This window comes from Burkholderia sp. AU16482, assembly GCF_002223285.1.
Classification (GTDB): domain Bacteria; phylum Pseudomonadota; class Gammaproteobacteria; order Burkholderiales; family Burkholderiaceae; genus Burkholderia; species Burkholderia semiarida.
Genome location: NZ_NKEY01000006.1, coordinates 532,467 through 556,787, shown reverse-complemented (window position 1 = coordinate 556,787; position 24,321 = coordinate 532,467). Strand labels below are relative to the sequence as shown.

Here is a 24,321-nt window from a genome sequence, read left to right as displayed (position 1 = left end):
CCGCATGCGACAGAAAGCGGCGGTGCATGACCCGCACCGCTGTCGACCGTCGTTGTTCGTGCCGTTCGATGTTCAACCGGAGGGGTAATTCAAATGAATCAGGTTGCAAACAAGAAACACAAGCACATTCGCATCGTCAAACTCGCGTTCGCCGCCGCAGCAGCCGCTTCGTTCGGCATGGCGACCGCCCATGCCGCGCCCGCGGCCGGCTGGACGGAAACACGCACCAAGGGATTCCTGCCGCTCGTGCAGCAGAACGAAGCCGGTACGGCCGGCGCGCCCGCCGCGAGCACGGCGGCCGCTGCCGCCTCTGCCATCGACATGGCGCCCGGCGAATCGGTGGACATCGTGCTCGGGCTGAACCTGCGCAACGAAGCTCAACTCGACCAGTACCTGCGGGACCTGCATACGCCCGGCTCGCCGCACTACCGGCAGTTCCTCACGCCTGCGCAATTCGCCGCGCAATATGCGCCGACCGATCAGCAGGTCGCCTCCGTCGTCGCCCACCTGCGCAAGGCAGGCTTCGTGAACATCGTGGTCGCACCCAACCGGCTGCTCGTCTCCGCATCCGGCACCGCGGGAACCGTCCAGTCCGCGTTCCGCACGACGCTCAAGCGCTTCACCCGCAACGGCCGCAGCGTCTATGCGAACACCGACGCCGCGCAAGTGCCGAACGCGATCGGCAACATCGTCGGCGCGGTACTCGGCCTGCAGAACGTCGAGCTGATGCATACGGGTGCGGGCGGCAAGCCGCAAGGCAACACCAGCAACCTGACGATCCCGGCCGGCGCGTCGGCGGTCCCGCACAACCCGACCGAATTCTCGTCGATCTACGGCGGCGACGGCACGCCGACGGCCTCGCAGACCACCGTCGGCATCATCTCCGAAGGCGACCTGTCGCAGACGGTGAGCGACCTCAATACGTTCGCCGCGAACAACGGCCTCGGCACGATCAGCAGCAGCATCGTGAAGACGGGCCCGGCCGGCAGTTCGTACACCGACACCGACGGCACCGTCGAGTGGAACCTCGACAGCCAGTCGATCGTCGGCACGGCCGGCGGCAGCGTGAAGCAGGTCGTGTTCTACACCGCGCCGTCGATGACGCTCACCGCGATCACGGCCGCGTACAACAAGGCCGTGACCGACAACGTCGCGAAGGTGATCAACGTGTCGCTCGGCGTGTGCGAATCGTCCGCGTACAGCACGGGCTCGCAGGCGACCGACGACACCATCTTCAAGCAGGCGGTCGCGCAAGGGCAAACCTTCTCGGTTTCCGCCGGCGACCACGGCGCGTACGAATGCGCGAGCGGCAAGCCGTCGCGCTCGACCTACACGGTGAGCGAGCCGGCCACGTCGCCGTACGTGATCGCGGTCGGCGGCACGACGCTGTTCACGAATACGTCGACCAATGCGTACAACAGCGAAATCGTCTGGAACGATCCGAGCTGGCAGTCGGGCACCGTGTGGTCGACCGGCGGCGGGTACAGCAAGTACGAGGCCGCGCCGGCGTGGCAGTCGTCGACGCTCACCGGCTCGACCAAGCGTGCGCTGCCCGACGTCGGCTTCGACGCCGACCTGCGCACGGGTGCGATTCTCGTCGTGAACGGGCAGACGTCCGACACGCTGTGGGGTTCGGGCTACCTGAACAACGAAGGCGGCACGAGCCTCGCCGCGCCGATCTTCACGGGCATCTGGGCACGGCTGCAATCGGCCAACAACAATGCGCTCGGGTTCCCCGCGTCGAGCATCTACAAGTACTTCCCGACCAACGCCGCGCTGTTGCACGACGTCACGTCCGGGAACAACGGCAGCGGCACTTACGGCTACAAGGCGAAGGCCGGCTGGGATGCGACGACGGGCTTCGGCAGCGTGAACATCTCGAAGCTGAACGCGTTCATCCAGAGCACGTCGGATTTCGCGCGTTGACGCGCTGCTGACCGTTGCGGTTGCGCAAGCGCGACGTATCGTACGCAACCGCGTCTGACGACCCGCGAAGGCTGCGCAGCCTTCGCGGGTCGTCTGCATGCCGCGTCATCTCGCCTCTGCCGATCGGTACGTCGCTGAGCGTGCGGGAGAGCCCGGGCGGCATGCATGTCTGTGCGGATCTCGCGGCGACGGCCGCCGCTATAACGGCTTCGTGCTCGGCTATTCGGGGCTGAACGACGCGACGATCGAGACAGCGGCAACACAGTTCGCGAACGTCATCGAGCCGCACCGCCGCGCGCGACGCTGAGCGTCGCTCACAGTTGCGATTCGATCGGAAACAGCCCGAGGAACCAGACTTCCATCCGCCGCCCGGCAGATACCTCCGGCTCGTGATCGATCTCGGTGACCTTCCCGTCCGCATCGGTCTGAATCCACTTGAGCCGCCCGTTGCCGGCCGCGTCGGTGCTCGCCTCGACACGCCACGCGATCTGGTCGAGCCGCGCTTCCAGATCGTTGGCCACCTGCGACGCAATCGCGGGGCTCTCGCAGTAAACGCCGATCTCCGTATTGAGGTTCAGCGAACGCGGATCGAGATTCATCGACCCGATGAAGATGCTCGTGTGATCGAACACGTAGGTCTTCGCATGCAGCGACGCGCGCGACGAGCCGATGATGACCTGCTTCGAAATGCTCTTGTCGCCCGATGGCCGGCGCTCGTAGAGCCGCACGCCGGCGTTCACCAGATCGCTTCGATAGCGCCGGTAGCCGGCATGCACGGCCGCCACGTCGGTCGACGCGAGCGAATTGGTCAGCACCGTCACGCGTACGCCGCGCGCCGTGAGCGCGCGCAGCCGCTCGACCCCCTCCTTGCCCGGCACGAAATACGGCGACACGATCAGCAGGTCGTGCCTGGGCTGCAACGCGAGCGCACGCAGTTGCGGCATCAGGTGCCCGTCGCTGTCCTTCGGCGGGTGCGCGATCTTCGACGGATCGTCGTACAGCACCGTCGCATGCCCCCACGACAGCGCCGTGCCCTCTCCGTGAACGATCCGGTCGAGCCGCTGCCGTGCCTCGAGCACGTACGGATTGTCCTCCATGGCCCGCAGGTAGTCGCGCAACCGTTCGCGCTCGCGGTCGAGGCCGCCCGGCGCCGCATCGTGTCCGACGAGCGTATCGATCGGATACGCATACGGCGAATTCCAGAACGTATCGAATTCGGTCGAGATGTCTTTCACGACCGGGCCATGAACGACGACGTCGAGATCGCCGAACTCCAGCATCGACGATGCGCCGAAGTATTCATCGCCGATATTGCGGCCGCCTACGATCGCCGCCTGGTTGTCCGCGATCATCGCCTTGTTGTGCATGCGCCGGTTGACGCGCGAGAACTCGAACACGGTGCCGATCTTCTTGAACCGGCGCGTAGCCACCGGATTGAACAGCCGGATCTCGATGTTCGGATGCGCGCTGATCTCGAGCAGCTTGCGGTCGTCCGCGTTGGTGCCGAGATCGTCGAGCAGCGCGCGCACGCGCACGCCGCGGTCCGCCGCACGAATGACCGCGTCGGCCAGTTCGTGGCCGGTCAGGTCGTCGTGCCAGATGTAGTATTGAAGGTCCAGCGAGCGGTCGGCGCGGTCGGCAAGCAGCACGCGTGCGTCCAGCGCATCGACCGGATCGGTCAGCAAATGAAACGCGTCCTGCCCAGGGTGCGTGCGGGCCTGCTGCTGAAACGCGGCGCCCAGCCGCGTATCGTCGGTATCGGTGTACGCATGCGTCGGCGCGCGATCGGCCTGCGGCGGCAGGCTTGCGCACGCGGCAAGCATCAGCAACGACAGAATCGCACCCCACCAACGCAGCCTGATCATGATCGCCGTCCCCGCTCCCGGGTGAAATCCGTTTGTTCTGGCCGCCGGATGGAGGCGGCATCGATCGGCGGTCCCGACGTGCGCGAGTATCGCGCCGAGGCCGGCCGCGCCACAGCATACTTCGATTGCCATCGGCGCGGCAGGGCTTCGTTGTTGCCGCGCGTGCGCCCAAAGAAAAACCCGCGGCGCATGACGCGATCGCGGGTTTTCGGCACACCGCGACACAGCGCGGCGCGGCATGAAATCTGGTGGGCCCCCCGGGAGTCGAACCCGGCACCAACGAATTATGAGTTCGCTGCTCTAACCAAGCATGAGCTAGGGGCCCAGACGAGAAGCACGGCGTGCTACACGCCACCCCGGCAACGAAGCCGGGCCGGCATTGTAACAACAAAGACGACAAAGGGAACGAACGCCACCGGCATCATGCGGATACCGGCGGCGTTCGTAAGAGAAACGCCGGAAATCAGTTCCCTTCGAGGAACGACTTCAGCTTGTCGGAACGGCTCGGGTGACGCAGCTTGCGCAGCGCCTTGGCCTCGATCTGACGGATCCGCTCGCGCGTGACGTCGAACTGCTTGCCGACTTCCTCGAGCGTGTGATCGGTGCTCATCTCGATACCGAAACGCATCCGCAGCACCTTCGCCTCGCGCGGCGTCAGCGAATCGAGCACGTCCTTCACGACGTCGCGCATGCTGGCATGCAGCGCGGCATCCGCCGGCGCGACCGTGTTGGTGTCCTCGATGAAGTCGCCGAGATGGGAATCGTCGTCGTCACCGATCGGCGTTTCCATCGAGATCGGCTCCTTCGCGATCTTCATGATCTTGCGGATCTTGTCTTCCGGCATCTCCATCTTCTCGGCGAGCGTGGCCGGATCCGGCTCGAGACCGGTTTCCTGCAGGATCTGCCGCGAGATGCGGTTCATCTTGTTGATCGTTTCGATCATGTGAACCGGAATCCGGATCGTGCGCGCCTGGTCCGCGATCGAGCGCGTGATGGCCTGACGGATCCACCACGTCGCATAGGTCGAGAACTTGTAGCCGCGACGGTATTCGAACTTGTCCACCGCCTTCATCAGGCCGATGTTGCCTTCCTGGATCAGGTCGAGGAACTGCAGGCCGCGGTTCGTGTACTTCTTCGCGATCGAGATCACGAGACGCAGGTTGGCCTCGGTCATTTCGCGCTTCGCCTGGCGCGCCTTCAGTTCGCCGGCCGCCATCTGACGGTTGGTTTCCTTCAGGTCCTTCAGCGGCAGCACGACGCGCGCCTGCAGGTCGAGCAGACGCTGCTGCTGTTCGCGGATCGCCGGGACGTTACGCGACAGCACCGCGCTGTACGGATGGCCTTCCGCGGTGATCTTCTCGGCCCAGTCGAGATCCGTCTCGTTGCCCGGGAAGCGTGCGATGAATTCCGAGCGCGGCATGCCGCACTTGTCGACGACGATGTGCAGGATCTGGCGCTCGACCTGACGCACTTCGTCCACCTGCGCACGCAGCGTGTCGCACAGGCGTTCGACGGTACGCGCGGTGAAGCGGATCGTCATCAGCTCGCTCTGGATCGTTTCCTGCGCCTTCAGGTAGGCCTTCGACTTGTAGCCTTCCTTTTCGAACGCGCGGCGCATCTTGTCGAACCACTCGCTGATCTGCGAGAACTTCTCGAGCGACGCACGCTTGAGGGCTTCGAGTTGGGCGGCGTTCGCCGATGCCTGCGCGGCGCCGTCGTCTTCCTCCTCTTCCTCTTCTTCCTCTTCCTCTTCGGCTTCCTCGTCCTCGTTCTCGATGGCTTCCGCTTCCTTCGCGGAGAAGCCGTCCGTATCGGCGGCATCCGCGGCGTTCGGATCGAGCAGGCCGTCGACGAGCTCGTCGACGCGGATCTCTTCGTTCGCGACGCGTTCGGCCATCGCGAGGATGTCGGCGATCGTCGTCGGGCATGCGGAGATCGCCATCACCATGTGGCGCAGGCCGTCCTCGATCCGCTTCGCGATCTCGATTTCGCCTTCGCGCGTGAGCAGCTCGACCGTGCCCATCTCGCGCATGTACATCCGGACCGGATCGGTCGTGCGGCCGAATTCCGAATCGACGGTGGACAGCGCGACTTCCGCTTCCTCCTCGACTTCATCGTCCGACGACGCGGCCGGCGCGTTGTCGTTCAGGAGCAGCGTTTCCGCGTCCGGCGCCTGCTCGTAAACCGCCACGCCCATGTCGTTGAACGTGCCGATGATGCCCTCGAGGGCTTCGGTCTCGGTGAAGTTGTCGGGCAGGTGGTCGTTGATTTCGGCGTACGTGAGGAAGCCGCGCTCCTTGCCGAGCTTGATCAGCGCGCGCAGTTTCACGCGGCGCTCTTCGAGCTCCTCGGCCGTGCCCGGCGTGCTCGTCGCGAACGCTTCCTTCAGCAGCGCCTTTTCCTTGGCGCGACGATCACGCACCTTGGACTTGCCCGGTGCAGCCGCGGCTGCGGGCTGCTCGTCGCTCTGATTTGCGTCGTCTTCGACGGATACTTCGTTCAGCTTTTTGGTCATGGAGTTCGCCGTACCGGCTATATCGACTCGCGGCTGCTGGACGACAGCCGGTTGAACCGTGGGTGCATGAGTAGTACGTACTGCCGTTTCGTCCGCGGCGGCAGTCGTGTCCCTTGCGCTTTTCGCACTTGCCCGCTTCGCCGCCGGCTTGGCCGGCCCGGAGTCGGGTCTGGCGGCAGCCCGTGTTCTGGCTGCCGGTGCCGGCGCAGCCTGAGCGGTGCCGGCCGCGGTTTTCTTTCCTGCAGGGGCTGACGTGGCTGAAGACGTTGTCCTGGTGGAAGAAGCAGACTTGGCCGCTGTGACCTTCTTGGTCGGCTCCGTCGAGCCCTTGCCTGTTGCTTTCTTTCCGCCTGTCGTCTTTGCCATCGCGATTCTCGCCTCTGCTTGGAAAACAAACCGCTGGAAACCTTATATTATAGCACGCTGGGGAGCCCTCTCTAAGCGCCCCGGCCGCCTACAGCCCGAGCCGACGCTTCATGTCGGTTCGCTGCTGGTTCAATTCCGTCAATTCAGCCAACTCCTCGGGGGTGAAGGTGGATTGCCGCGCCAGCCTGTCCAGCCGGTCGCAGCAGGCGTCATAACGCATCTTGAGCACCGCTGCCTGCAGTTCCTCCCCCGCGATCCGCTCCTGCTCGCGTTGCCGCTCGAGCACCGTCTCGTCTTCCGGATTCTGTAACAGCAGATCGCGGACGTTTTCATCATAGTCCAGAATTTCGCGGAAGATTTCCTCGTAAGTCGCCCCGTTCGAGGACGCCCTCAGGACATCCGACAGCAGCCGGAACTCCGCGCCGTCGCCCAGCGCACGCGCATGATCGACGACTTCCGCGAACAATTCGCCGATGCGCGGCAGCGCGCGCAGGGTCGCGATCTGTTCGTCGTCGAGCTGTGATGCGATGCGCGGATGCATCACCAGCGTGCGCAACGCGCGCTTTTCGCTGTCCGTCACGCGTCGCCGCTCGCTGCGCGCGGGCGCCTGGCGCGGCGCCGCCGCGATGCGCGTATCGACTTCCGACAGCCCCGCGACTTCCTCGAACGGGATATCGAGGCGGTCGGCGAACATGTGCATGATCTGCGCGCGCAATGCATTCGCGGGCAGCGCCTGCAACAGCGGCTTCGCATCGAACAGCGCCTTCGCGCGGCCTTCCGGCTGATCGAGCGCCTTGCCGGCAATTGCTTCGTTCAACAGAAATTGCGACAGCGGCATCGCGCGTTCGACCTGGTCGGAGAACGCATCCGCGCCGAACTCGCGCACATAGCTGTCCGGATCGTGCTCGGGCGGGAGAAAAAGGAACCGGATCGTCCGGTTGTCGCCAGCATGCGGCAGGCAGGCCTCGAGCGCGCGCCGGGCCGCGCGCCGCCCGGCCGAATCGCCGTCGAAACTGAAAATGACCGTGTCGGTCTGGCGCAGCAGCTTCTGCACGTGAATCGGCGTGCACGCGGTGCCGAGCGTCGCGACCGCGTTCGGAAAGCCGAGCTGCGCGAGCGCGACGACGTCCATGTAGCCCTCGACGACCAGCACGTACTTGCGCTCGCGAATCGCGAGCCGCGCCTCGAACAGCCCGTACAGCTCGCTGCCCTTGTTGAACAGCGGCGTTTCCGGCGAGTTCAGGTACTTCGGTTCGCCGCTGCCGAGCACGCGGCCGCCGAAACCGATCACCTGCCCCTTCACGTTGCGGATCGGGAACATGATCCGCTCGCGGAACCGGTCGTAGCGGCGCGCGACGCCCTGCGCGTCGGTTTTCTCGCTGACGATCACGAGCCCCGCTTCGACCAGCGACTCGTCGCGATAATCCGGGAACGCCGCCTCGAGGTTCTGCCAGCCGTCCGGCGCATAGCCGAGACCGAAGCGCGCGGCGATCTCGCCGGTCAGGCCCCGGTTCTTCAGATACTGGATCGCGACCGTCGCGCCGCGCAACTGCTTGCGGTAGTAGTCGCACGCCGCCGTCATCGCGTCGGACAGCGCGGTCGCCACCGATTTCGACACGGGCGCCGGATAGTCGCCGCCACCGCCTCCGCCCCCACCGCCGCCGCGCATCGACGGCTCGTGCGGCACGGTCAGCCCGACGGATTGCGCGAGTTCCTGCACGGCTTCCGGGAACGTGAGCCCCGCGTGCTCCATCAGGAAGCCGATCGCCGTGCCGTGCGCGCCGCAACCGAAGCAGTGATAGAACTGCTTGGTCGGGCTGACGGTAAACGACGGGCTCTTCTCGTTATGGAACGGGCACAGCCCCATGAAGTTGGCGCCGCCCTTCTTGAGCTGCACGTACCGGCCCACCACGTCGACGATATCGACGCGGTTCAGCAAATCCTGCAGGAACGAATGCGGAATCACCGTGGGATCGAGCGAAAAAGGACGATACGACGCCCGGCGCACGCATCGCTGGGCGCGCCGGGAACGGGTTTTACTTCGTGAGCGCGGCCTTGACCTGCGCGGAAACGGCCGTCATGTCGGCACGGCCGGCGAGCTTGCCCTTCAGCACGCCCATTACCTTGCCCATGTCCTGCGGGCCCGCCGCGCCCGTTTGCGCGACCGCCGCCTGGACTTCGGCCGCCACTTCGGCGTCCGACAGTTGCGCGGGCATGTAGCCGCCCAGCACGGTCAGCTCGGCCTGCTCCTTCGCGACGAGATCGTCGCGGCCGGCCGCCTGGAACTGGCTGATCGAATCCTTGCGCTGCTTGATCATCTTGTCGATCACGGCCGTGATGCCGGCGTCGTCGAGCGTGAGCCGATCATCGACCTCGCGCTGCTTGATCGCGGCCATCAGCAGGCGAATCGTTGCCAGGCGCTCGCTTTCCTTCGCGCGCATCGCGGCCTTCATGTCTTCGCTGATCTGCTCTTTCAAACTCATCTTTCACCCGGGATGGAAATGTGAATCCGACGCCCGCAAACGGGCGTCAACACAAAAACCCGCTTGGGACAGTGTCTCAAGCGGGTTGCTCGAATCCGGCATCGGCGACTCGCCGCCTGATCGGCTGCACGATCGCACCCGATCGCACGGAATCGCCGGTGCGCCGCTCAGTGAACCGCGCGGCGCCCAATCGTTCAGTACAGCTTCTTCGGCAACGTCTGGCTGCGGATACGCTTGTAATGACGCTTCACCGCAGCAGCCTTCTTGCGTTTGCGTTCTGCGGTCGGCTTCTCGTAAAACTCGCGCGCACGAAGCTCGGTCAGCAGACCGTTCTTTTCGATCGTGCGCTTGAAGCGACGCATTGCAACTTCGAACGGCTCGTTCTCTTTAACGCGAATGATCGTCATGATCCGACACGAATAAAGGTTTGCAGGGAAAGACTACCGAGTATAGCAGAGCGATTGCTCAAAGGCACGGGGCCCGGCCCCGCCGGAACGGCGCCGGCCGGCGCGTCAGGCGCCGCGCGCATACTCGGCCGCGGCCTGCCCGGCCGCCGTGCCGGACGCCCACGCCCACTGGAAGTTGTACCCGCCGAGCCAGCCCGTCACGTCCACCGCCTCGCCGACGAAGAACAGCCCCGGCACGCGCGCGCTCATCATCGTCGCCGACGACAGCTCCCGCGTGTCGACCCCGCCCTTCGTCACTTCGGCCTTCCTGTAGCCTTCGGTACCGTTCGGCGTCAGCGTCCAGTCCGACAGCGCGTCGCCGATCTGGCGCAGCGTCTTGTCGGGCAGATCGGCGAGCCGCGCGTCGGCCGCGACGCGATGCGTGTCGAGCCACGCATGCGCGAGGCGCGCCGGCACCCAGTCGGCGAGCAGCGAACCGATCTGGCGCTTCGACGTGCGTTTCGCCTCGAGCAGGTCGGCCACCGTGTCGCGCTGCGGCAGCAGGTCGATGCGAATCGGGTCGCCGGGCTGCCAGTAGCTCGAGATCTGCAGGATGCCGGGGCCGGACAGGCCGCGATGGGTCAGCAGCAGGTCCTCGACGAATTCGCCGCCGCGCTTCCTGTCGCCGGTCGATACGCGCACTTCGAGCGACACGCCAGACAGCGGCGCGAACGGCGCCCAGTCCTGCGGCGCGAACGTCAGCGGCACGAGCGCGGGCCGCGTATCGACGAGCTTGTGACCGAACTGCTTCGCGAGCCGGTAGCCGAAGTCGGTCGCGCCGATCTTCGGGATCGACAGGCCGCCGGTCGCAATGATCAGCGCGCGCGCGCCGATCGGCCCGGCCTGCTGCGTATCGAGCACGAAGCCGTCGGACGGCGCATGGCGCACCGCGTCGACGACGACGGGCCGGCGCCATGCGATGCCGCCCGCGTCGCACTCGTGTTTCAGCACGTCGATGATCGCGTCGCTGCCGTGGTCGCAAAAGAGCTGGCCCTTGTGTTTTTCGTGCCAGGTCACGCGATGGCGCTTGAGCAGCCCGAGGAAGTCGCGCGGCGTATAGCGCGCCAGCGCCGAGCGCGCGAAATGCGGATTCGACGACAGGTAGTTGTCGGGCCCGGCATACAGGTTCGTGAAGTTGCAGCGGCCGCCGCCCGAGATGCGGATTTTCTCGGCGAGCCGCGGCGCGTGATCGATCAGCACGACGCGACGGCCGAGCTGCCCGGCGACCGCGGCGCTCATCATGCCGGCGGCGCCCGCGCCGATCACGGCGATGTCATAAGTTTCCATGGCGCGGATTGTACCTGCCCGGCATCGGGCCCGGGCCGCCGCCAGCGGCGGTCCGCCCTCGCCTGCTATACTTTCCGGTTACGTTGACCTACCCGAGGCGCGTCCGAAACGGCGCGTCCTGCCCTCACCCATGCTCGTTCTCGGCATCGAAAGCTCCTGCGACGAAACCGGCCTCGCGCTCTACGACACGCAGCGCGGCCTGCTCGCGCACGCGCTCCATTCGCAGATCGCGATGCACCGCGACTACGGCGGCGTCGTGCCGGAGCTCGCGTCGCGCGACCACATCCGCCGTGCGCTGCCGCTGCTCGAGGAAGTGATGGCGCAAAGCGGCACGCGCCGCGACGACATCGACGCGATCGCATTCACGCAAGGCCCCGGCCTCGCCGGCGCGCTGCTCGTCGGCGCGAGCATCGCGAATGCGCTCGCGCTCGCATGGAACAAGCCGACCGTCGGCATCCATCACCTCGAAGGCCATCTGCTGTCGCCGTTGCTGGTCGACGAGCCGCCGCCGTTCCCGTTCGTCGCGCTGCTGGTGTCCGGCGGCCACACGCAACTCATGCGCGTGACCGACGTCGGCGTGTACGAGACGCTCGGCGAAACGCTCGACGACGCGGCCGGCGAGGCGTTCGACAAGACGGCGAAACTGATCGGCCTCGGCTACCCGGGCGGCCCTGAAGTATCGAAGCTGGCCGAAACGGGCACGCCGGGCGCGGTCGTGCTGCCGCGCCCGATGCTGCACTCGGGCGATCTCGACTTCAGCTTCAGCGGCCTGAAAACCGCCGTGCTCACGCAGATGAAGAAATTCGAAGCGGCGAAGCTGGAGGGCGAAGCGCTCGAACGCGCGAAGGCCGACCTCGCGCGCGGCTTCGTCGATGCGGCCGTCGACGTGCTCGTCGCGAAGTCGCTCGCCGCGCTGAAGAAGACGAAGCTCAAGCGCCTCGTGGTCGCGGGCGGCGTCGGCGCGAACCGCCAGTTGCGCGCGGCACTGTCGGCGGCCGCGGCCAAGCGCGGCTTCGACGTGCACTACCCCGATCTCGCGCTCTGCACCGACAACGGCGCGATGATCGCGCTCGCGGGTGCGTTGCGGCTCGGCCGCTGGCCCGAACAGGCGAATGCCGACTACGCGTTCACGGTGAAGCCGCGCTGGGATCTCGCGTCGCTCGCACGCTGAATCGCGCAACGCGACACCGTCAGCCGGAAAACAGAAGGCCGCTCGAACGAGCGGCCTTTCTCATGGGCGCGACAAGACGCCGCGGCGTTATGCAGCCAGCCGCTTGTCGCGCTCGATCAACGCATACGCGCTATGATTGTGGATCGACTCGAAGTTCTCGGCTTCGAGCACGTAAGCGGCCACGCGCTCGTCCGCATCGAGGCGCTGCGCGATATCGCGCACGAGATCCTCGACGAACTTCGGATTCTCGTATGCACGCTCGGTGACGAACTTCTCGTCCGGACGCTTCAGCAGCCCCCACAGCTCGCACGACGCTTCTTCTTCCGCGATGCGGATCAGCGCCTCGACCGGCAGATCGGCAGCCAGCTCCGCATCGATCGTCACGTGCGAGCGCTGGTTGTGCGCACCGTATTGCGAGATCTTCTTCGAGCACGGGCACAGGCTCGTTACCGGCACGAGCACCTTCAGGAACAGGCGCGTATCGCCGTTGCGGCTTTCGCCCGCGAGCGTCACTTCATAGTCGAGCAGGCTTTGCACGCCGGACACCGGCGCCGTCTTGTTGACGAAATACGGGAACGTGACTTCGATGCGGCCGGCTTCGGCTTCGAGCTTTTCGAGCATCGATGCGAGCATCGCGCGAAAACGCTCGACCGTCAGCGGCGCACGATTCTCTTCGAGCAGCGCGACGAAGCGCGACATGTGCGTGCCCTTCTGATCGGCCGGCAAACGGACATCGAGGTTCCAGACGCCGACCGTCGGTTGCACGTCGCCGCTTTCGGTACACACCGTCAACGGATGCCGGACCGCCTTCACGCCCACGCGCTGAATCGGAATCTGACGGGTATCCACCGTGCTCTGCACGTCGGGCATCACGAAGGCGGGATTCATCTGGTTCATCTTGTTCAATCCTTGTAAGCCGCGCGTTCGACGACGCGCACGCCGCGTCATGCGGCAGCCGGAAAAGCAACATGGGCCCGCAGGCCCATGTTTTCCGCATCAATGTAGACCGGTTGCGCCAGTCGCACCGACGCCGCCCGAGGGCGGCGTCAGCTTATGCGACGCGCTTCGCCTGGCCGGCGACGTCGGCCGCCGGGTTCAGGAAGCGTTCGCGAATCGATTTCGCGATGCCCGCGCCGTCGAGGCCGCATTGCGACAGCAGCTTCGCGGGGTCGCCGTGATCGATGAACTGGTCAGGGAGGCCCAATTGTAGTACGGGTCGGATAACCCCACTCTCCATCAGGGCTTCCACGCAGGCCGAGCCCGCGCCGCCCATCACGCAGCCTTCCTCGACCGTGACGACGTAGTCGTGCGTTTCGGCGAGCTCGCGCACGAGCGCCGCATCGATCGGCTTCACGAAGCGCATGTTCGCGACCGTTGCGTCGAGTTCGTCGGCCGCCGCGAGCGACGGCGCGACCATCGTGCCGAACGCGAGGATCGCGACGCGCTTGCCTTCCGGCTGCGACGTGCGGCGACGCACTTCGCCCTTGCCGAGCGGGATCTCGGTGAATTCCTTCACCGTCGCCACGCCCGTGCCCGCGCCGCGCGGATAGCGCACCGCGGTCGGGTTCGGCTGCTGGAGCGCCGTGTGCAGCATCTGGCGGCATTCGTTCTCGTCGGATGCGGCCATGATCGTCATGTTCGGGATGCAGCGCATGAACGCGAGATCGTACGCGCCCGCATGCGTCGCGCCGTCCGCGCCGACGAGGCCCGCGCGATCGATCGCGAACACGACCGGCAGGTTCTGCAGCGCGACGTCGTGGATCAGCTGGTCGTACGCACGCTGCAGGAACGTCGAGTAGATCGCGACGACGGGCTTCAGCCCTTCGGTCGCGAGACCGCCCGCGAACGTCACCGCGTGCTGCTCGGCGATGCCGACGTCGTAGTAGCGATCCTTGAAGCGCTTCTCGAATTCGACCATGCCCGAGCCTTCGCGCATCGCGGGCGTGATGCCGACCACGCGCGTATCGCGCTCGGCTTCGTCGCACAGCCACTCGCCGAACACCTGCGTGTACGTCTTCTTCGCAGGCGTGGTCGACGGCTTGATGCCTTCGGCCGGATTGAACTTGCCGGGGCCGTGATAGAGCACGGGATCGGCTTCGGCGAGCTTGTAGCCCTGGCCTTTCTTCGTCACCACATGCAGGAACTGCGGGCCGCGCAGTTCGCGGATGTTCTGCAGCGTCGGGATCAGCGAATCGAGATCGTGACCGTCGATCGGGCCGATGTAGTTGAAGCCGAACTCCTCGAACAGCGTGGCCGGCACGACCATGCCCTTCGCGTGCTCCTCGAGCTTGCGCGCGAGTTCGAGCACCGGCGGCGCGACGCTCAGCACACGCTCGACGCCCGCGCGTGCGGCCGCGTAGAAGCGGCCCGACATCAGGCGGGCGAGATGGCGATTCAGCGCGCCGACCGGCGGCGAGATCGACATGTCGTTGTCGTTCAGGATCACGAGCAGCTTCGCATCCTCCGACACGCCCGCGTTGTTCATCGCCTCGAACGCCATGCCGGCCGTCATCGCGCCGTCGCCGATCACGGCGATGGAGAAGCGGTCGTCGCCGTTCAGCTGGCTGCCGATCGCCATGCCGAGCGCGGCGGAAATCGACGTGCTCGAGTGCGCGGTGCCGAACGTGTCGTATTGGGATTCGCTGCGGCGCGGGAAGCCCGAGATGCCGTCGTACTGACGCAGCGAATGCATCTGGTCGCGGCGGCCCGTCAGGATCTTGTGCGGGTAGGTCTGGTGACCCACGTCCCAGACGATGCGATCGTTCGGCGTGTTGAACACGTAGTGCAACGCGATCGTCAGCTCGACCGTCCCGAGGTTGGACGACAAATGGCCGCCCGTCTTCGACACGCTGTCGAGCACGAACGCGCGCAGTTCATCCGCGAGCGGTTGCAGTTGGCGACGATCGAGGCGGCGCAAATCCGCCGGGTCGTCGATGGTTTTCAGCAAGTCGTACATCGTCGTTCCATTGTAGGAAATCAAACGCGCCCGCATTCTTTTGCACGCACCGTAGCGTGTGCGCGGCGGCGGGCTTTCGCGTCAGCTGACCCGGTTCACCACCAGGTCGGCAAGTTCGGCGAGACGCTGTGCGCGTGCGCCGAACGGTTTCAGCGCGTCGTGCGCTTCGGCGCGCAGCTGCGCTGCCAGCTCGCGCGACGCCTCGAGACCGAGGATCGATACATAGGTCGGCTTGTCGTTCGCCGCGTCCTTGCCGGCCGTCTTGCCGAGTGTCGCCGAATCGGTCGTGACGTCGAGAATGTCGTCGACGACCTGGAAGGCCAGACCCACGGCCCCCGCGTACACGTCCAGCGCAGCCATCGTTTCCGCCGAAGGCGTCTCGCCCGCCAGCGCGCCCATTCGCACGGCCGCGCGCAGCAATGCGCCCGTCTTCATCCGGTGCATCGTTTCGAGCTGCTCGCGCGTCAGCTTCAGGCCGACGCTCGCCAGGTCGATCGCCTGCCCGCCGGCCATGCCGATCGAGCCGCTCGCGAGCGCCAGCTCGCGCACGAGCGCCGCCTGCTGCACCGGCGACAGCGCATCGGCGTCGGTCAGCGCCACGAACGCCTGCGACTGCAGCGCGTCGCCGACCAGCAGGGCCGTCGGCTCGTCGTACTGCACGTGCACGGTCGGCTTGCCGCGACGCAGCGCATCGTCGTCCATGCACGGCATGTCGTCATGCACGAGCGAGTAGACGTGGATCATCTCCAGCGCCGCCGCCGCGGCGTTGCGGGCCGCCTCCGTCGCACCGGTCAGCTCGCCTGCCGCATGGCACAGCAGCGGGCGAACGCGTTTGCCGCCACCGAGGACCGCGTAGCGCATCGCCTCGTGAAGTTTCGCGGGCGTCGCGGTTTCGGCCGGCAGATAGTGGCCGAGTGCGTCCTCGACACGGTCAAGCACGGACCGCATCCATTGTTCGAATGTCATAGATCGTCGTCTTCGCCGTCCGTGGCGGCCGTTCCGGACGAAAGCGGCTTCAGCGTCGCGCCGTCGAGCACGCGGACCTGCTGCTCCACTTTCTCGAGCTGCTGTTGGCAAAACGCAACGAGGGTCGCACCGCGACGATACGCCGCCAGTGAATCCTCGAGGCTCAACGCGCCGCCTTCCATCCGGGCAACCAGCGTCTCGAGTTCCGCGAGCGCCATCTCGTAATTGTCCGGCAACGGTTCGGTGCCATTGCCGGGCGGCGTGGCGCCTGGGGATGCGGTTTTCGCCATGGACGAGGGTGTCAAATTTCAAAACAAGTCGGACATTCTACGGCAAAAGAGAATTTTCCGACCTGCCGTCTTGGGCGCCCGCGCACAATTCCGGCCCCATCTTCGACGCACAGTGTGCGCCTTTCGAGGGTAGCCCGACAAAAAATTGACACAAATCAGGCACTTAATCCTAGCCTTGCGAGGCGAACCGGGTATAATTCTCCGTTTCCCTAAATCGATTTTTCGATGGTTGGGTTGTTCACTGCTTTCACGCTAACACCGGGAGTGGGAATGTCCAATCTGAGCGATGCGCTTCAGTTGAAGTCGGCCCACAGCCAGCTTCCAGTCACTGCATATTTCGATGAGGCGCTACTCGAGCGCGAGATCGAAACCCTCTTCAAGAAAGGACCTCGTTACGTCGGGCACGAGCTGATGGTGCCCGAGGCGGGGGATTATTTTGCGCTGCCGTCCGAGAAGGAAGGCCGCGTGCTGGTCCGTAACCAGACGAACCGGATCGAACTGCTGTCGAACGTGTGCCGCCACCGGCAGGCGATCATGCTCAACGGGCGCGGCCACACGCAGAACATCGTGTGCCCGCTGCACCGCTGGACGTACGACCTCGAAGGCGAGCTGCTTGGCGCGCCGCACTTCCCCGACAAGCCGTGCCTGAACCTCGGCAAGAGCCCGCTGCAGAACTGGCAGGGGCTGCTGTTCGAGGCCGAGGGCCGCAACGTCGCGCGCGACCTCGCCAACCTCGGCACCAAGCATCACTTCGACTTCTCCGAGTACCTGTTCGATCACGTCGAAGTGCACGAGTGCGATTACAACTGGAAGACGTTCATCGAGGTCTACCTCGAGGATTATCACGTCGTCCCGTTCCACCCGGGCCTCGGCAGCTTCGTGTCGTGCGACGATCTCAAATGGGAGTTCGGCGACTGGTACAGCGTGCAGACGGTCGGCGTGCACAACGCCCTCGCGAAACCGGGCAGCGCGACTTACCAGAAATGGCACGAGCAGGTGCTGAAGTTCCGCAACGGCGTGCCGCCGGAGTTCGGCGCGATCTGGATGGTCTACTACCCGGGCCTGATGATCGAGTGGTATCCGCACGTGCTGGTCGTGTCGTGGCTGATCCCGCGCGGGCCGCAGAAAACCACCAACATCGTCGAGTTCTATTACCCCGAGGAAATCGCGCTGTTCGAACGCGAATTCGTCGAGGCCGAGCGCGCCGCCTATATGGAAACGGCCGTCGAGGACGACGAGATCGCGATGCGGATGGACGCAGGCCGCCGAGCGCTGATGGCCCGCGGCGAGTCACAGGTCGGCCCGTACCAGAGCCCGATGGAAGACGGGATGCAGCACTTCCACGAGTTCCTGCGCCGCCACCTCGGCGACCTCTGACAGCGGCCGCGGCGCCTCGACGCCGCCCGGCCGCCGGCAAGCGAAAAGACGGGCTTCGGCCCGTCTTTTTTGTTTAGACTTGGAGTGTCAGGCCATTCGCACTCCAGGGAGCCGTCATGCCACACACTCATTACACCACGCTCATCTCCGCCGCCAATCTCGCCGAGCGCCTGGCCGCGGCGCCCGGCAGCGTCGCGCTGTTCGACTGCCGCTTCGATCTCGCCGATCCCGGCGCCGGCGAGGCCGCCTACGCGGCCGGCCACCTCCCCGGCGCGCAATATCTTCATCTCGATCGCGACCTGTCCGGCCGCAAGACGGGCACCAACGGCCGCCATCCGCTGCCGACCCGCGACGCGCTCGCCACGCTGCTCGCGAGCCGCGGCCTCAAGCAGGGTCAGCAGGTCGTCGCGTACGACGCGCAAGGCGGCGCCTATGCAGCGCGCCTGTGGTGGCTGCTGCGCTGGCTCGGCCACGATTCGGTTGCCGTGCTCGACGGCGGGCTGCAGGCGTGGGAAGCGGCCGGCCAGCCGCTGACGACCGACGTGCCGCAACCGGCCGCCGGCGATTTCCGCACGGCAACGCCACTCGAATCGACGGTCGATGCAGCTGCCGTGCTCGCGAACGTGTCGTCGCCCGCGCGCGTCGTGATCGATGCACGCGCACCGGACCGCTATCGCGGCGAAAATGAAACGATCGATCGGGTAGGCGGCCACATTCCCGGTGCGCGCAACCGCTTCTTCAAGGACAACCTGACTGCCGACGGCCGCTTCAAGACCGGTCATGAATTGCGCGAGGCATTCACCGCCGTGCTGGCCGGCACCGAGCCGAACCGCGTGATCCTGCAATGCGGCTCCGGCGTCACCGCATGCCACAACGCGCTGGCGCTGGAAGTGGCGGGCCTGCACGGCGCGTCGCTGTACCCGGGCTCGTGGAGCGAATGGAGCGCCGATCCGTCGCGGCCGATCGCGACCGGCCCGAACCCTTGAGCACCCACGCGACGCGATGAGGATGATGCGGCGGCCGATGCCGCGGCGGCCGATGCCGCGGCGGCCGATGCCGCCGCTCGTCGTTCACATCACGCCGTACTTGTGGAACCACTCGATGGCGCGCTTCCAGCCATCCTCGGCATCGGCCTTCACATAGCTCGGCCGGTAATCGGCGAAGAACGCGTGGCCGGCATCCGGATACACGACGATCTCCGATTCGCGCGCGAGCTTCGAATCGCTCGCCTGGATCGCCTTGCGCATGTCCGCGAGCGACGCCTGCGTGATGTTCTGATCCTTCTCGCCGTACAGGCCGAGTACCGGCACCTTCAACAACGATGCGTGATCGACCGGGTTGAACGGCGTCATCTCGTCGGTCTTGCCCTCGACGAACCCGTACCACGCCACCGCGGCCCGCACGTGCGGATTGTGTTCCGCATACAGCCACGCCTGGCGGCCGCCCCAGCAGAACCCGGTCACACCGAGGCGCGTCAGGTCGCCGCCGTTCTTGCCGGCCCACGCGACCGTCGCGTCGAGATCCTCCGTCACCTGCCGGTCCGGCACCTTGCTGACGATGTTGTCGACCAGCGCCTGGATCGTCGGATACTTCGCCGCGTTGCCCTGCCGGGCGAACAGGTCGGGCGCGATCGCGAGATAGCCGAGCTTCGCGAAGCGCCGGCACACATCGGCGATATGCGCGTGCACGCCGAAGATCTCGTGAATCACGATGACGACCGGCAGGTTCGTCTTGTCGACCGGCTGCGCGCGATATGCCGGCACGCTCGCATCGCCCGAGCGGATCTCGATGGTGTCGACGTCCAGCCCGGCGCTGTCGGTCGTGACCGTCTGCGCCGACACGGGCAGCACGGCCGCCGCGAAGGTGCCGCCCAGCGCAACCTGCATGAACTTGCGGCGCGAGAACGGGACATGGGGGACCAGGCTGTCGACTTCGGGTTTCAACATGAATGCACTCCTCGATTGGGCGCCGCCGTCACGATCGCGGATACGGCATGACGGGGCATCGCACCGGCGCACGGCGCGGATGTCGCGGCGGTTGGCACCCCGCCGCAAACGAAAACCCGGACAAGATGCCCAATAATCCGTTGTCGCGTCAACTGTCGGATGTGTAAGACTCGATTACCACGCGCCGCGGCGATCGAATCGATCATCGCACGGCGGCCTGCCGACGGGCCGCCGAGCCACCGTGCGGCGGCGCGCATCGTGGTTCGTCGCGCGGCCGAATCGTTGCGAATCGAAACGAAAAACGGGCGGCGAACACGCTCGACAGGCGCATCCCCGCTCGCTCCGCGCGCAAGCGCGCGATCAGTGCAGCTTGACGCGCGGCAGCGTCGTGCGCCGCAACCAGTGCGCGACCGTGTCGAGCATCATCCGCGGATAACCGTGCAGCGCCGCGATGTGCAGCCGATACAGCGACATGTACATGAAGCGCGCGAACAGCCCTTCGATCAGCATGTTGCCGCCGATCAGCCCGCCCATCAGGTTGCCGACCGCACTGAAGTGGCCGAGCGACACGAGCGAACCGAAATCGCGATACGTGAACTCGGGCAGCGGGCGCCCCTCGAGCCGGCAGCCGATCGCCTTGAGCAGGAAACTCGCCTGCTGGTGCGCCGCTTGCGCGCGCGGCGGGACGTTGCGTTCGTTGCCGGGCCATGCGCAGGCCGCGCAATCGCCGAGCGCGAACACGTTGTCGTCCGTGAAGGTCTGCAGCGTGCGGCGCACGTCGAGCTGCCCGAGCTTGTTGACCTGGAGGCCGTCGAGGTGCGAAAGCACGGACGGCGCCTTGATGCCCGCCGCCCAGACCGTCAGATCCGCGCGCACCGCCTTGCCGCTCGCGGTATGCACGAACCCGGGCGCCACCTCGGTCACGCGCTCGGCGAGCATCAGCCGCACGCCGAGCTTCTCGAGCAGTTCGGCCGTCGCTGCCGACACGCGCTCCTGCAGTGCCGGCAGGATCCGCGGCCCCGATTCGATCAGCACGATGCCGACGTCATGGCGCGGATCGAGCTTGTGCAGCCCGTACGCGGACAGCACCTGCGCGGTATTGCGCAGTTCCGCGGACAACTCGACGCCCGTCGCGCCGCCGCCGACGATCACGACCTGGATGCGCGGTTCGGCCGACTCGCCCGGCGCGCTCGGCGCCGGCGCCTGGTGCTCGGCGCGCATGCACGCCGCGATCAGCCGCTTGCGGAAGCGTTCGGCCTCCCCGACCGTGTCGAGCGCGATCGCGTTTTCCGGGGCGCCCTGCACGCCGAAGAAGTGGGTCGTGCTGCCGATCGCGATCACGAGCGTGTCGTATTCCAGCTCGCGCGCCGGCAACAGCTCCGCGCCGTCGCTGTCGTTGAGGGGCGACAGCGTGACGCGCTTCGCCGCGCGATCGAGCCCGGTCAGCTCGCCCTGCTGGAACTCGAAGCCGTGCCAGCGCGCCTGCGCCGCATATTCGAGCTCCTGCGTGAACGGGTCCATGCTGCCGGCCGCGACCTCGTGCAGCAACGGTTTCCAGATGTGCGTCGGATTGCGGTCGACGAGCGTGACAAGCGCACGCGCGGGACGATTGCCGCGCGCGCCGTAACGGTCGCCGAGCCGCGTCGCCAGTTCCAGGCCGCCGGCGCCTCCGCCTACGATGATGATCCGATGCATCTGATTCCCCCTTTGCGATTCGAAACTGCTGCCGCCGGATGAAGCAAACGCCCTATACGCGCGCCGCCCGGTGGATTAACCGGTTCGGACATCGTCGATGTGCAGTTCGAAGCACTTCGATGCGTCCGATCCGGAACGCAGGGCGCGCCGCCCCGCGTCAATGACATGACTCACATGCATTGTCCGGGAGCTTGCGCGTTGACCACAAGCAAACCATCTCGATATTTGGCATCCCTGCAACAATATGCCGCGGGAAACGGGAACCGCGCGGGGGTGCGTCAGTGTGCCTCTTCCCAGTTCGCGCCGGCGCCCACCTCGGCGACCAGCGGCACCTTCAGCTTCGCGACGCCGCACATCATTTCCGGGAGTTTCTCGCGCACGAGCGGCAGCTCGCGTTCCGGCACCTCGAGCACCAGTTCATCGTGCACCTGCATGATCATCCGCGACGCGAGCTTGTCGCGCGTCAGCCAGTCGTCCACCGCGATCATCGACAGCTTGATCAGGTCGGCCGCCGTGCCCTGCATCGGTGCATTGATCGCCGCGCGCTCGGCCGCCTGGCGGCGCGGGCCGTTGCCGCCGTTGATCTCGGGCAGCCACAGGCGGCGACCGAAAACGGTTTCGACGTAGCCCTTCTCCTTCGCGGTCGCGCGCGTGTCTTCCATGTACTGCGCGACACCCGGATAGCGGGTGAAATAGCGGTCGATATAGAGCTTCGCCGCGTCGCGCGTGATGCCGAGGTTCGATGCAAGCCCGAACGCGCTCATCCCGTAGATGAGCCCGAAGTTGATCACCTTCGCGATCCGGCGCTGGTCGGAATTGACCTCCAGCGGCGTCACGCCGAACACTTCGGCGGCCGTCGCGCGATGGATGTCCTCGCCCTGCGAGAACGCGCGCAGCAGCGACGCGTCGCCGGAAATGTGCGCCATGATCCGCAGCTCGATCTGCGAGTAGTCGGCCGACACGATCCGGTGGCCCGGCGATGCGATGAACGCCTCGCGGATGCGCCGACCTTCGGCCGTGCGCACCGGAATGTTCTGAAGATTGGGGTCGTTCGACGCAAGCCGGCCCGTGACCGCGACCGCTTGCGCATAGTTCGTGTGCACGCGGCCGGTGACGGGATTCACCATGCGCGGCAGCTTGTCGGTATAGGTCGACTTCAGCTTCGACAGCCCGCGATGCTCGAGCAGCACCTTCGGCAGCGGGTAGTCCTCGGCCAGCTTCTGCAGCACTTCCTCGTCGGTCGACGGCGCGCCGCTCGGCGTTTTCTTCACGACCGGCAACTGCAGCTTCTCGAAGAAGATCTGCCCGATCTGCTTTGGCGACCCGAGATTGAATTCGCCGCCGGCCAGCTCGTACGCCTGCCCCTCGAGCTCGATGAGGCGCGTCGCGATCTCGCTGCCTTGCGCCTGCAACAGCGCATCGTCGATCAGCACGCCGGTGCGCTCCATCTTGCGCAGCACGAGCGACACCGGCATCTCGATGTCGCGGTACACGCGCTCGAGGCCCGGTTCGCGCGCGACCTGCGGATACATCGCGTGATGGAGCTGCAGCGTGATGTCCGCATCCTCGGCCGCGTACGCAGCGGCCTGGTCGAGCGCCACTTCGTCGAAACCGATCTGCTTCGCGCCCTTGCCCGCCACGTCCTCGTACTTGATCGTCTTGACGCCCAGATGACGCAGCGCGAGGCTGTCCATGTCGTGCGTGCGGTGCGATTCGAGCACGTACGATTCGAGCAGCGTGTCGTGCTCGATGCCGTTCAGCGCGATGTCGTAGTTCGCGAGCACCTGCGCGTCGTACTTCAGGTGCTGGCCGACCTTCTTGCGATCGGCCGATTCGAGCCACGGCTTCAGGCGCGCGAGCACTTCGTCGAGCGGAAGCTGCTCGGGCATGTCGGGGCCGCGGTGCGCGACGGGCAGATAGGCCGCCTTGCCCGGCTCGACCGAGAACGACAGCCCGACGAGCCGCGCGAGCATCGGATCGAGCGCGGTCGTCTCGGTGTCGAACGCGGTCAGCGCGGCCGCGTCGATCTTCGCGAACCACGCGTCGAATTGCGCCCAGGTCTGGATCGTGTCGTATTCGCGCGCGATGTCCGCTGCGACGACCGGTGCGGGATCGCCTTCCGGCGCATCGGCGCCGCCGCCTTCCGCGGGTGCGCTGTCGACTTCGCGCAGCCAGGTCTTGAAGCCGTAGCGCGCGAAGATGTCGCGCAGCAGCTCGCGTGCTTCGCCGTCCGTTTTCAGCGACGCCTCGATCGACTCGAGATGCGGCGCGAGATCGCACGACGTGTCGACGGTCACGAGCTTGCGGCCGAGCGGCAGGAAATCGAGCGCGCGGCGCAGGTTGTCGCCGACCACGCCCTTGATCTCGCCCGCATGTTCGATCACGCCGTCGAGGTTGCCGTATTGCGACAGCCACTTCACGGCCGTCTTCGGCCCGCACTTCTCGACGCCCGGCACGTTGTCGACGGTGTCGCCGATCAGCGCGAGGTAGTCGATGATCCGCTCGGGCGGCACGCCGAACTTCGCGATCACGCCGTCGCGATCGAGCGTTTCGTTGGTCATCGTGTTGACGAGCGTGACGCGATCGGTGACGAGCTGCGCGAGATCCTTGTCGCCGGTCGATACGATCACGTTCATCCCGTGCCGTTCGGCCTCGCGCGCGAGCGTGCCGATCACGTCGTCGGCCTCGACGCCTTCGACCATCAGCAGCGGCCAGCCGAGCGCGCGCACCGCGCCGTGGATCGGCTCGACCTGCAACGCGAGATCGGGCGGCATCGACGGGCGGTTTGCCTTATAGTCGGCATAAAGGTCGTCGCGGAACGTCTTGCCCTTTGCATCGAACACGCAAGCGCTATACTCTGCACTGACTTCCTTGCGCATACGGCGCAGCATGTTGATGATTCCGTAGAGCGCTCCGGTCGGCTCCCCGCCAGGGCCACGCAAATCAGGCATCGCATGGTAAGCCCGATACAGATAGCTCGAACCGTCAACCAATAGCAGGGTCTTACCTTCCAGATTTCGTTCTTCAGGCAT

17 protein-coding genes, 1 tRNA gene and 1 pseudogene are annotated in these 24,321 nt (G+C 66.1%); 5 read left to right on the top strand and 14 right to left on the bottom strand.

All coding sequences use genetic code 11. The annotated features are described in order from the left end of the window. Positions 1 to 93: 93 nt before the first annotated feature. Both CFB35_RS19855 and CFB35_RS35695 read left to right on the top strand, forming a co-directional pair. Positions 94 to 1,926: a protease pro-enzyme activation domain-containing protein gene (locus CFB35_RS19855; RefSeq protein ID WP_059582906.1), complete on the top strand. Its 1,833-nt coding sequence runs from the start codon at positions 94 to 96 to the stop codon at positions 1,924 to 1,926. A gap of 122 nt (positions 1,927 to 2,048) precedes the next feature. Beyond that, positions 2,049 to 2,233, top strand: a pseudogene (locus tag CFB35_RS35695) (PLP-dependent aminotransferase family protein); the annotation flags it as partial. 7 nt (positions 2,234 to 2,240) lie between these two features. Here CFB35_RS35695 and CFB35_RS19845 read toward each other — a convergent pair. The 7 genes from CFB35_RS19845 to CFB35_RS19815 form a co-directional block, all read right to left on the bottom strand. Beyond that, a complete protein-coding gene (locus CFB35_RS19845) occupies positions 2,241 to 3,791 on the bottom strand; it encodes a phospholipase D family protein (RefSeq protein ID WP_089465475.1) in 1,551 nt (516 codons plus the stop codon). A gap of 246 nt (positions 3,792 to 4,037) precedes the next feature. Continuing rightward, a tRNA-Ile gene (locus tag CFB35_RS19840) sits at positions 4,038 to 4,116 on the bottom strand. 138 nt (positions 4,117 to 4,254) lie between these two features. Then, entirely contained in the window at positions 4,255 to 6,672 is a 2,418-nt protein-coding gene (rpoD, locus tag CFB35_RS19835; protein ID WP_081066417.1) for an RNA polymerase sigma factor RpoD, read from the bottom strand. Positions 6,673 to 6,760: 88 nt separating this feature from the next. Continuing rightward, the gene (dnaG, locus tag CFB35_RS19830) at positions 6,761 to 8,638 is read right to left on the bottom strand and encodes a DNA primase (RefSeq protein ID WP_089465474.1); all 1,878 of its coding nucleotides are present in this window, start codon (positions 8,636 to 8,638) and stop codon (positions 6,761 to 6,763) included. A gap of 70 nt (positions 8,639 to 8,708) precedes the next feature. Continuing rightward, on the bottom strand, positions 8,709 to 9,155 hold the full coding sequence (locus CFB35_RS19825) for a GatB/YqeY domain-containing protein (RefSeq protein ID WP_089465473.1): 447 nt from the start codon (positions 9,153 to 9,155) through the stop codon (positions 8,709 to 8,711). 194 nt (positions 9,156 to 9,349) lie between these two features. Further along, the gene (gene rpsU, locus CFB35_RS19820) at positions 9,350 to 9,562 is read right to left on the bottom strand and encodes a 30S ribosomal protein S21 (RefSeq protein ID WP_006479415.1); all 213 of its coding nucleotides are present in this window, start codon (positions 9,560 to 9,562) and stop codon (positions 9,350 to 9,352) included. A 105-nt stretch (positions 9,563 to 9,667) separates the two neighbouring features. Beyond that, the gene (locus tag CFB35_RS19815) at positions 9,668 to 10,897 is read right to left on the bottom strand and encodes an NAD(P)/FAD-dependent oxidoreductase (RefSeq protein ID WP_256940233.1); all 1,230 of its coding nucleotides are present in this window, start codon (positions 10,895 to 10,897) and stop codon (positions 9,668 to 9,670) included. A gap of 121 nt (positions 10,898 to 11,018) precedes the next feature. On the opposite strand from CFB35_RS19815, the gene tsaD reads away from it, so the two are divergent. Further along, positions 11,019 to 12,059 (top strand): tRNA (adenosine(37)-N6)-threonylcarbamoyltransferase complex transferase subunit TsaD, encoded by a 1,041-nt coding sequence (gene tsaD / locus CFB35_RS19810; protein WP_059582919.1) that lies wholly within the window; start codon positions 11,019 to 11,021, stop codon positions 12,057 to 12,059. 87 nt (positions 12,060 to 12,146) lie between these two features. Here the strand turns inward: tsaD and folE2 are convergent, their stop codons facing one another. The 4 genes from folE2 to CFB35_RS19790 form a co-directional block, all read right to left on the bottom strand. Beyond that, complete coding sequence (gene folE2 / locus CFB35_RS19805; protein ID WP_059583149.1) at positions 12,147 to 12,956, bottom strand: GTP cyclohydrolase FolE2; 810 nt, start codon at positions 12,954 to 12,956, stop codon at positions 12,147 to 12,149. 154 nt (positions 12,957 to 13,110) lie between these two features. Further along, positions 13,111 to 15,015 carry a 1-deoxy-D-xylulose-5-phosphate synthase gene (gene dxs, locus CFB35_RS19800; protein ID WP_059582921.1) on the bottom strand — a complete coding sequence of 635 codons (1,905 nt, stop codon included), beginning with the start codon at positions 15,013 to 15,015 and terminating at the stop codon, positions 13,111 to 13,113. 81 nt (positions 15,016 to 15,096) lie between these two features. After that, positions 15,097 to 15,981, bottom strand: coding sequence for a polyprenyl synthetase family protein (locus CFB35_RS19795; RefSeq protein ID WP_050011336.1), 885 nt, complete (start codon positions 15,979 to 15,981; stop codon positions 15,097 to 15,099). Next, positions 15,978 to 16,271 carry an exodeoxyribonuclease VII small subunit gene (locus CFB35_RS19790; RefSeq protein WP_006479428.1) on the bottom strand — a complete coding sequence of 98 codons (294 nt, stop codon included), beginning with the start codon at positions 16,269 to 16,271 and terminating at the stop codon, positions 15,978 to 15,980. The genes CFB35_RS19795 and CFB35_RS19790 overlap by 4 nt, the downstream gene beginning before the upstream one ends. A 270-nt stretch (positions 16,272 to 16,541) precedes the next feature. Between CFB35_RS19790 and CFB35_RS19785 the strand changes: the two genes are divergently transcribed. Continuing rightward, positions 16,542 to 17,648 (top strand): aromatic ring-hydroxylating dioxygenase subunit alpha, encoded by a 1,107-nt coding sequence (locus CFB35_RS19785; protein WP_059582927.1) that lies wholly within the window; start codon positions 16,542 to 16,544, stop codon positions 17,646 to 17,648. Between the two features lie 116 nt (positions 17,649 to 17,764). After that, the gene (locus CFB35_RS19780; RefSeq protein ID WP_059582932.1) at positions 17,765 to 18,634 is read left to right on the top strand and encodes a sulfurtransferase; all 870 of its coding nucleotides are present in this window, start codon (positions 17,765 to 17,767) and stop codon (positions 18,632 to 18,634) included. 84 nt (positions 18,635 to 18,718) lie between these two features. Here CFB35_RS19780 and CFB35_RS19775 read toward each other — a convergent pair whose 3' ends face one another. The 3 genes from CFB35_RS19775 to polA form a co-directional block, all read right to left on the bottom strand. After that, complete coding sequence (locus CFB35_RS19775) at positions 18,719 to 19,594, bottom strand: dienelactone hydrolase family protein (protein ID WP_089465471.1); 876 nt, start codon at positions 19,592 to 19,594, stop codon at positions 18,719 to 18,721. Between the two features lie 360 nt (positions 19,595 to 19,954). Continuing rightward, complete coding sequence (locus CFB35_RS19765) at positions 19,955 to 21,289, bottom strand: NAD(P)/FAD-dependent oxidoreductase (protein ID WP_059639129.1); 1,335 nt, start codon at positions 21,287 to 21,289, stop codon at positions 19,955 to 19,957. Between the two features lie 278 nt (positions 21,290 to 21,567). Further along, positions 21,568 to 24,321 (bottom strand): DNA polymerase I, encoded by a 2,754-nt coding sequence (gene polA / locus CFB35_RS19760; RefSeq protein WP_089465469.1) that lies wholly within the window; start codon positions 24,319 to 24,321, stop codon positions 21,568 to 21,570.

Coding starts and splice junctions, on each gene's coding strand:
- CFB35_RS19780 (WP_059582932.1), top strand. CDS start 17,765: ATGCCACACACTCATTACACCACGCTCATCTCCGCCGCCAATCTCGCC.
- rpsU (WP_006479415.1), bottom strand. CDS start 9,562: ATGACGATCATTCGCGTTAAAGAGAACGAGCCGTTCGAAGTTGCAATG.
- dxs (WP_059582921.1), bottom strand. CDS start 15,015: ATGTACGACTTGCTGAAAACCATCGACGACCCGGCGGATTTGCGCCGC.
- CFB35_RS19855 (WP_059582906.1), top strand. CDS start 94: ATGAATCAGGTTGCAAACAAGAAACACAAGCACATTCGCATCGTCAAA.
- tsaD (WP_059582919.1), top strand. CDS start 11,019: ATGCTCGTTCTCGGCATCGAAAGCTCCTGCGACGAAACCGGCCTCGCG.
- CFB35_RS19790 (WP_006479428.1), bottom strand. CDS start 16,271: ATGGCGAAAACCGCATCCCCAGGCGCCACGCCGCCCGGCAATGGCACC.
- polA (WP_089465469.1), bottom strand. CDS start 24,321: ATGCCTGAAGAACGAAATCTGGAAGGTAAGACCCTGCTATTGGTTGAC.
- folE2 (WP_059583149.1), bottom strand. CDS start 12,956: ATGAACCAGATGAATCCCGCCTTCGTGATGCCCGACGTGCAGAGCACG.
- CFB35_RS19785 (WP_059582927.1), top strand. CDS start 16,542: ATGTCCAATCTGAGCGATGCGCTTCAGTTGAAGTCGGCCCACAGCCAG.
- CFB35_RS19795 (WP_050011336.1), bottom strand. CDS start 15,981: ATGACATTCGAACAATGGATGCGGTCCGTGCTTGACCGTGTCGAGGAC.
- CFB35_RS19765 (WP_059639129.1), bottom strand. CDS start 21,289: ATGCATCGGATCATCATCGTAGGCGGAGGCGCCGGCGGCCTGGAACTG.
- CFB35_RS19775 (WP_089465471.1), bottom strand. CDS start 19,594: ATGTTGAAACCCGAAGTCGACAGCCTGGTCCCCCATGTCCCGTTCTCG.
- rpoD (WP_081066417.1), bottom strand. CDS start 6,672: ATGGCAAAGACGACAGGCGGAAAGAAAGCAACAGGCAAGGGCTCGACG.
- CFB35_RS19825 (WP_089465473.1), bottom strand. CDS start 9,155: ATGAGTTTGAAAGAGCAGATCAGCGAAGACATGAAGGCCGCGATGCGC.
- CFB35_RS19845 (WP_089465475.1), bottom strand. CDS start 3,791: ATGATCAGGCTGCGTTGGTGGGGTGCGATTCTGTCGTTGCTGATGCTT.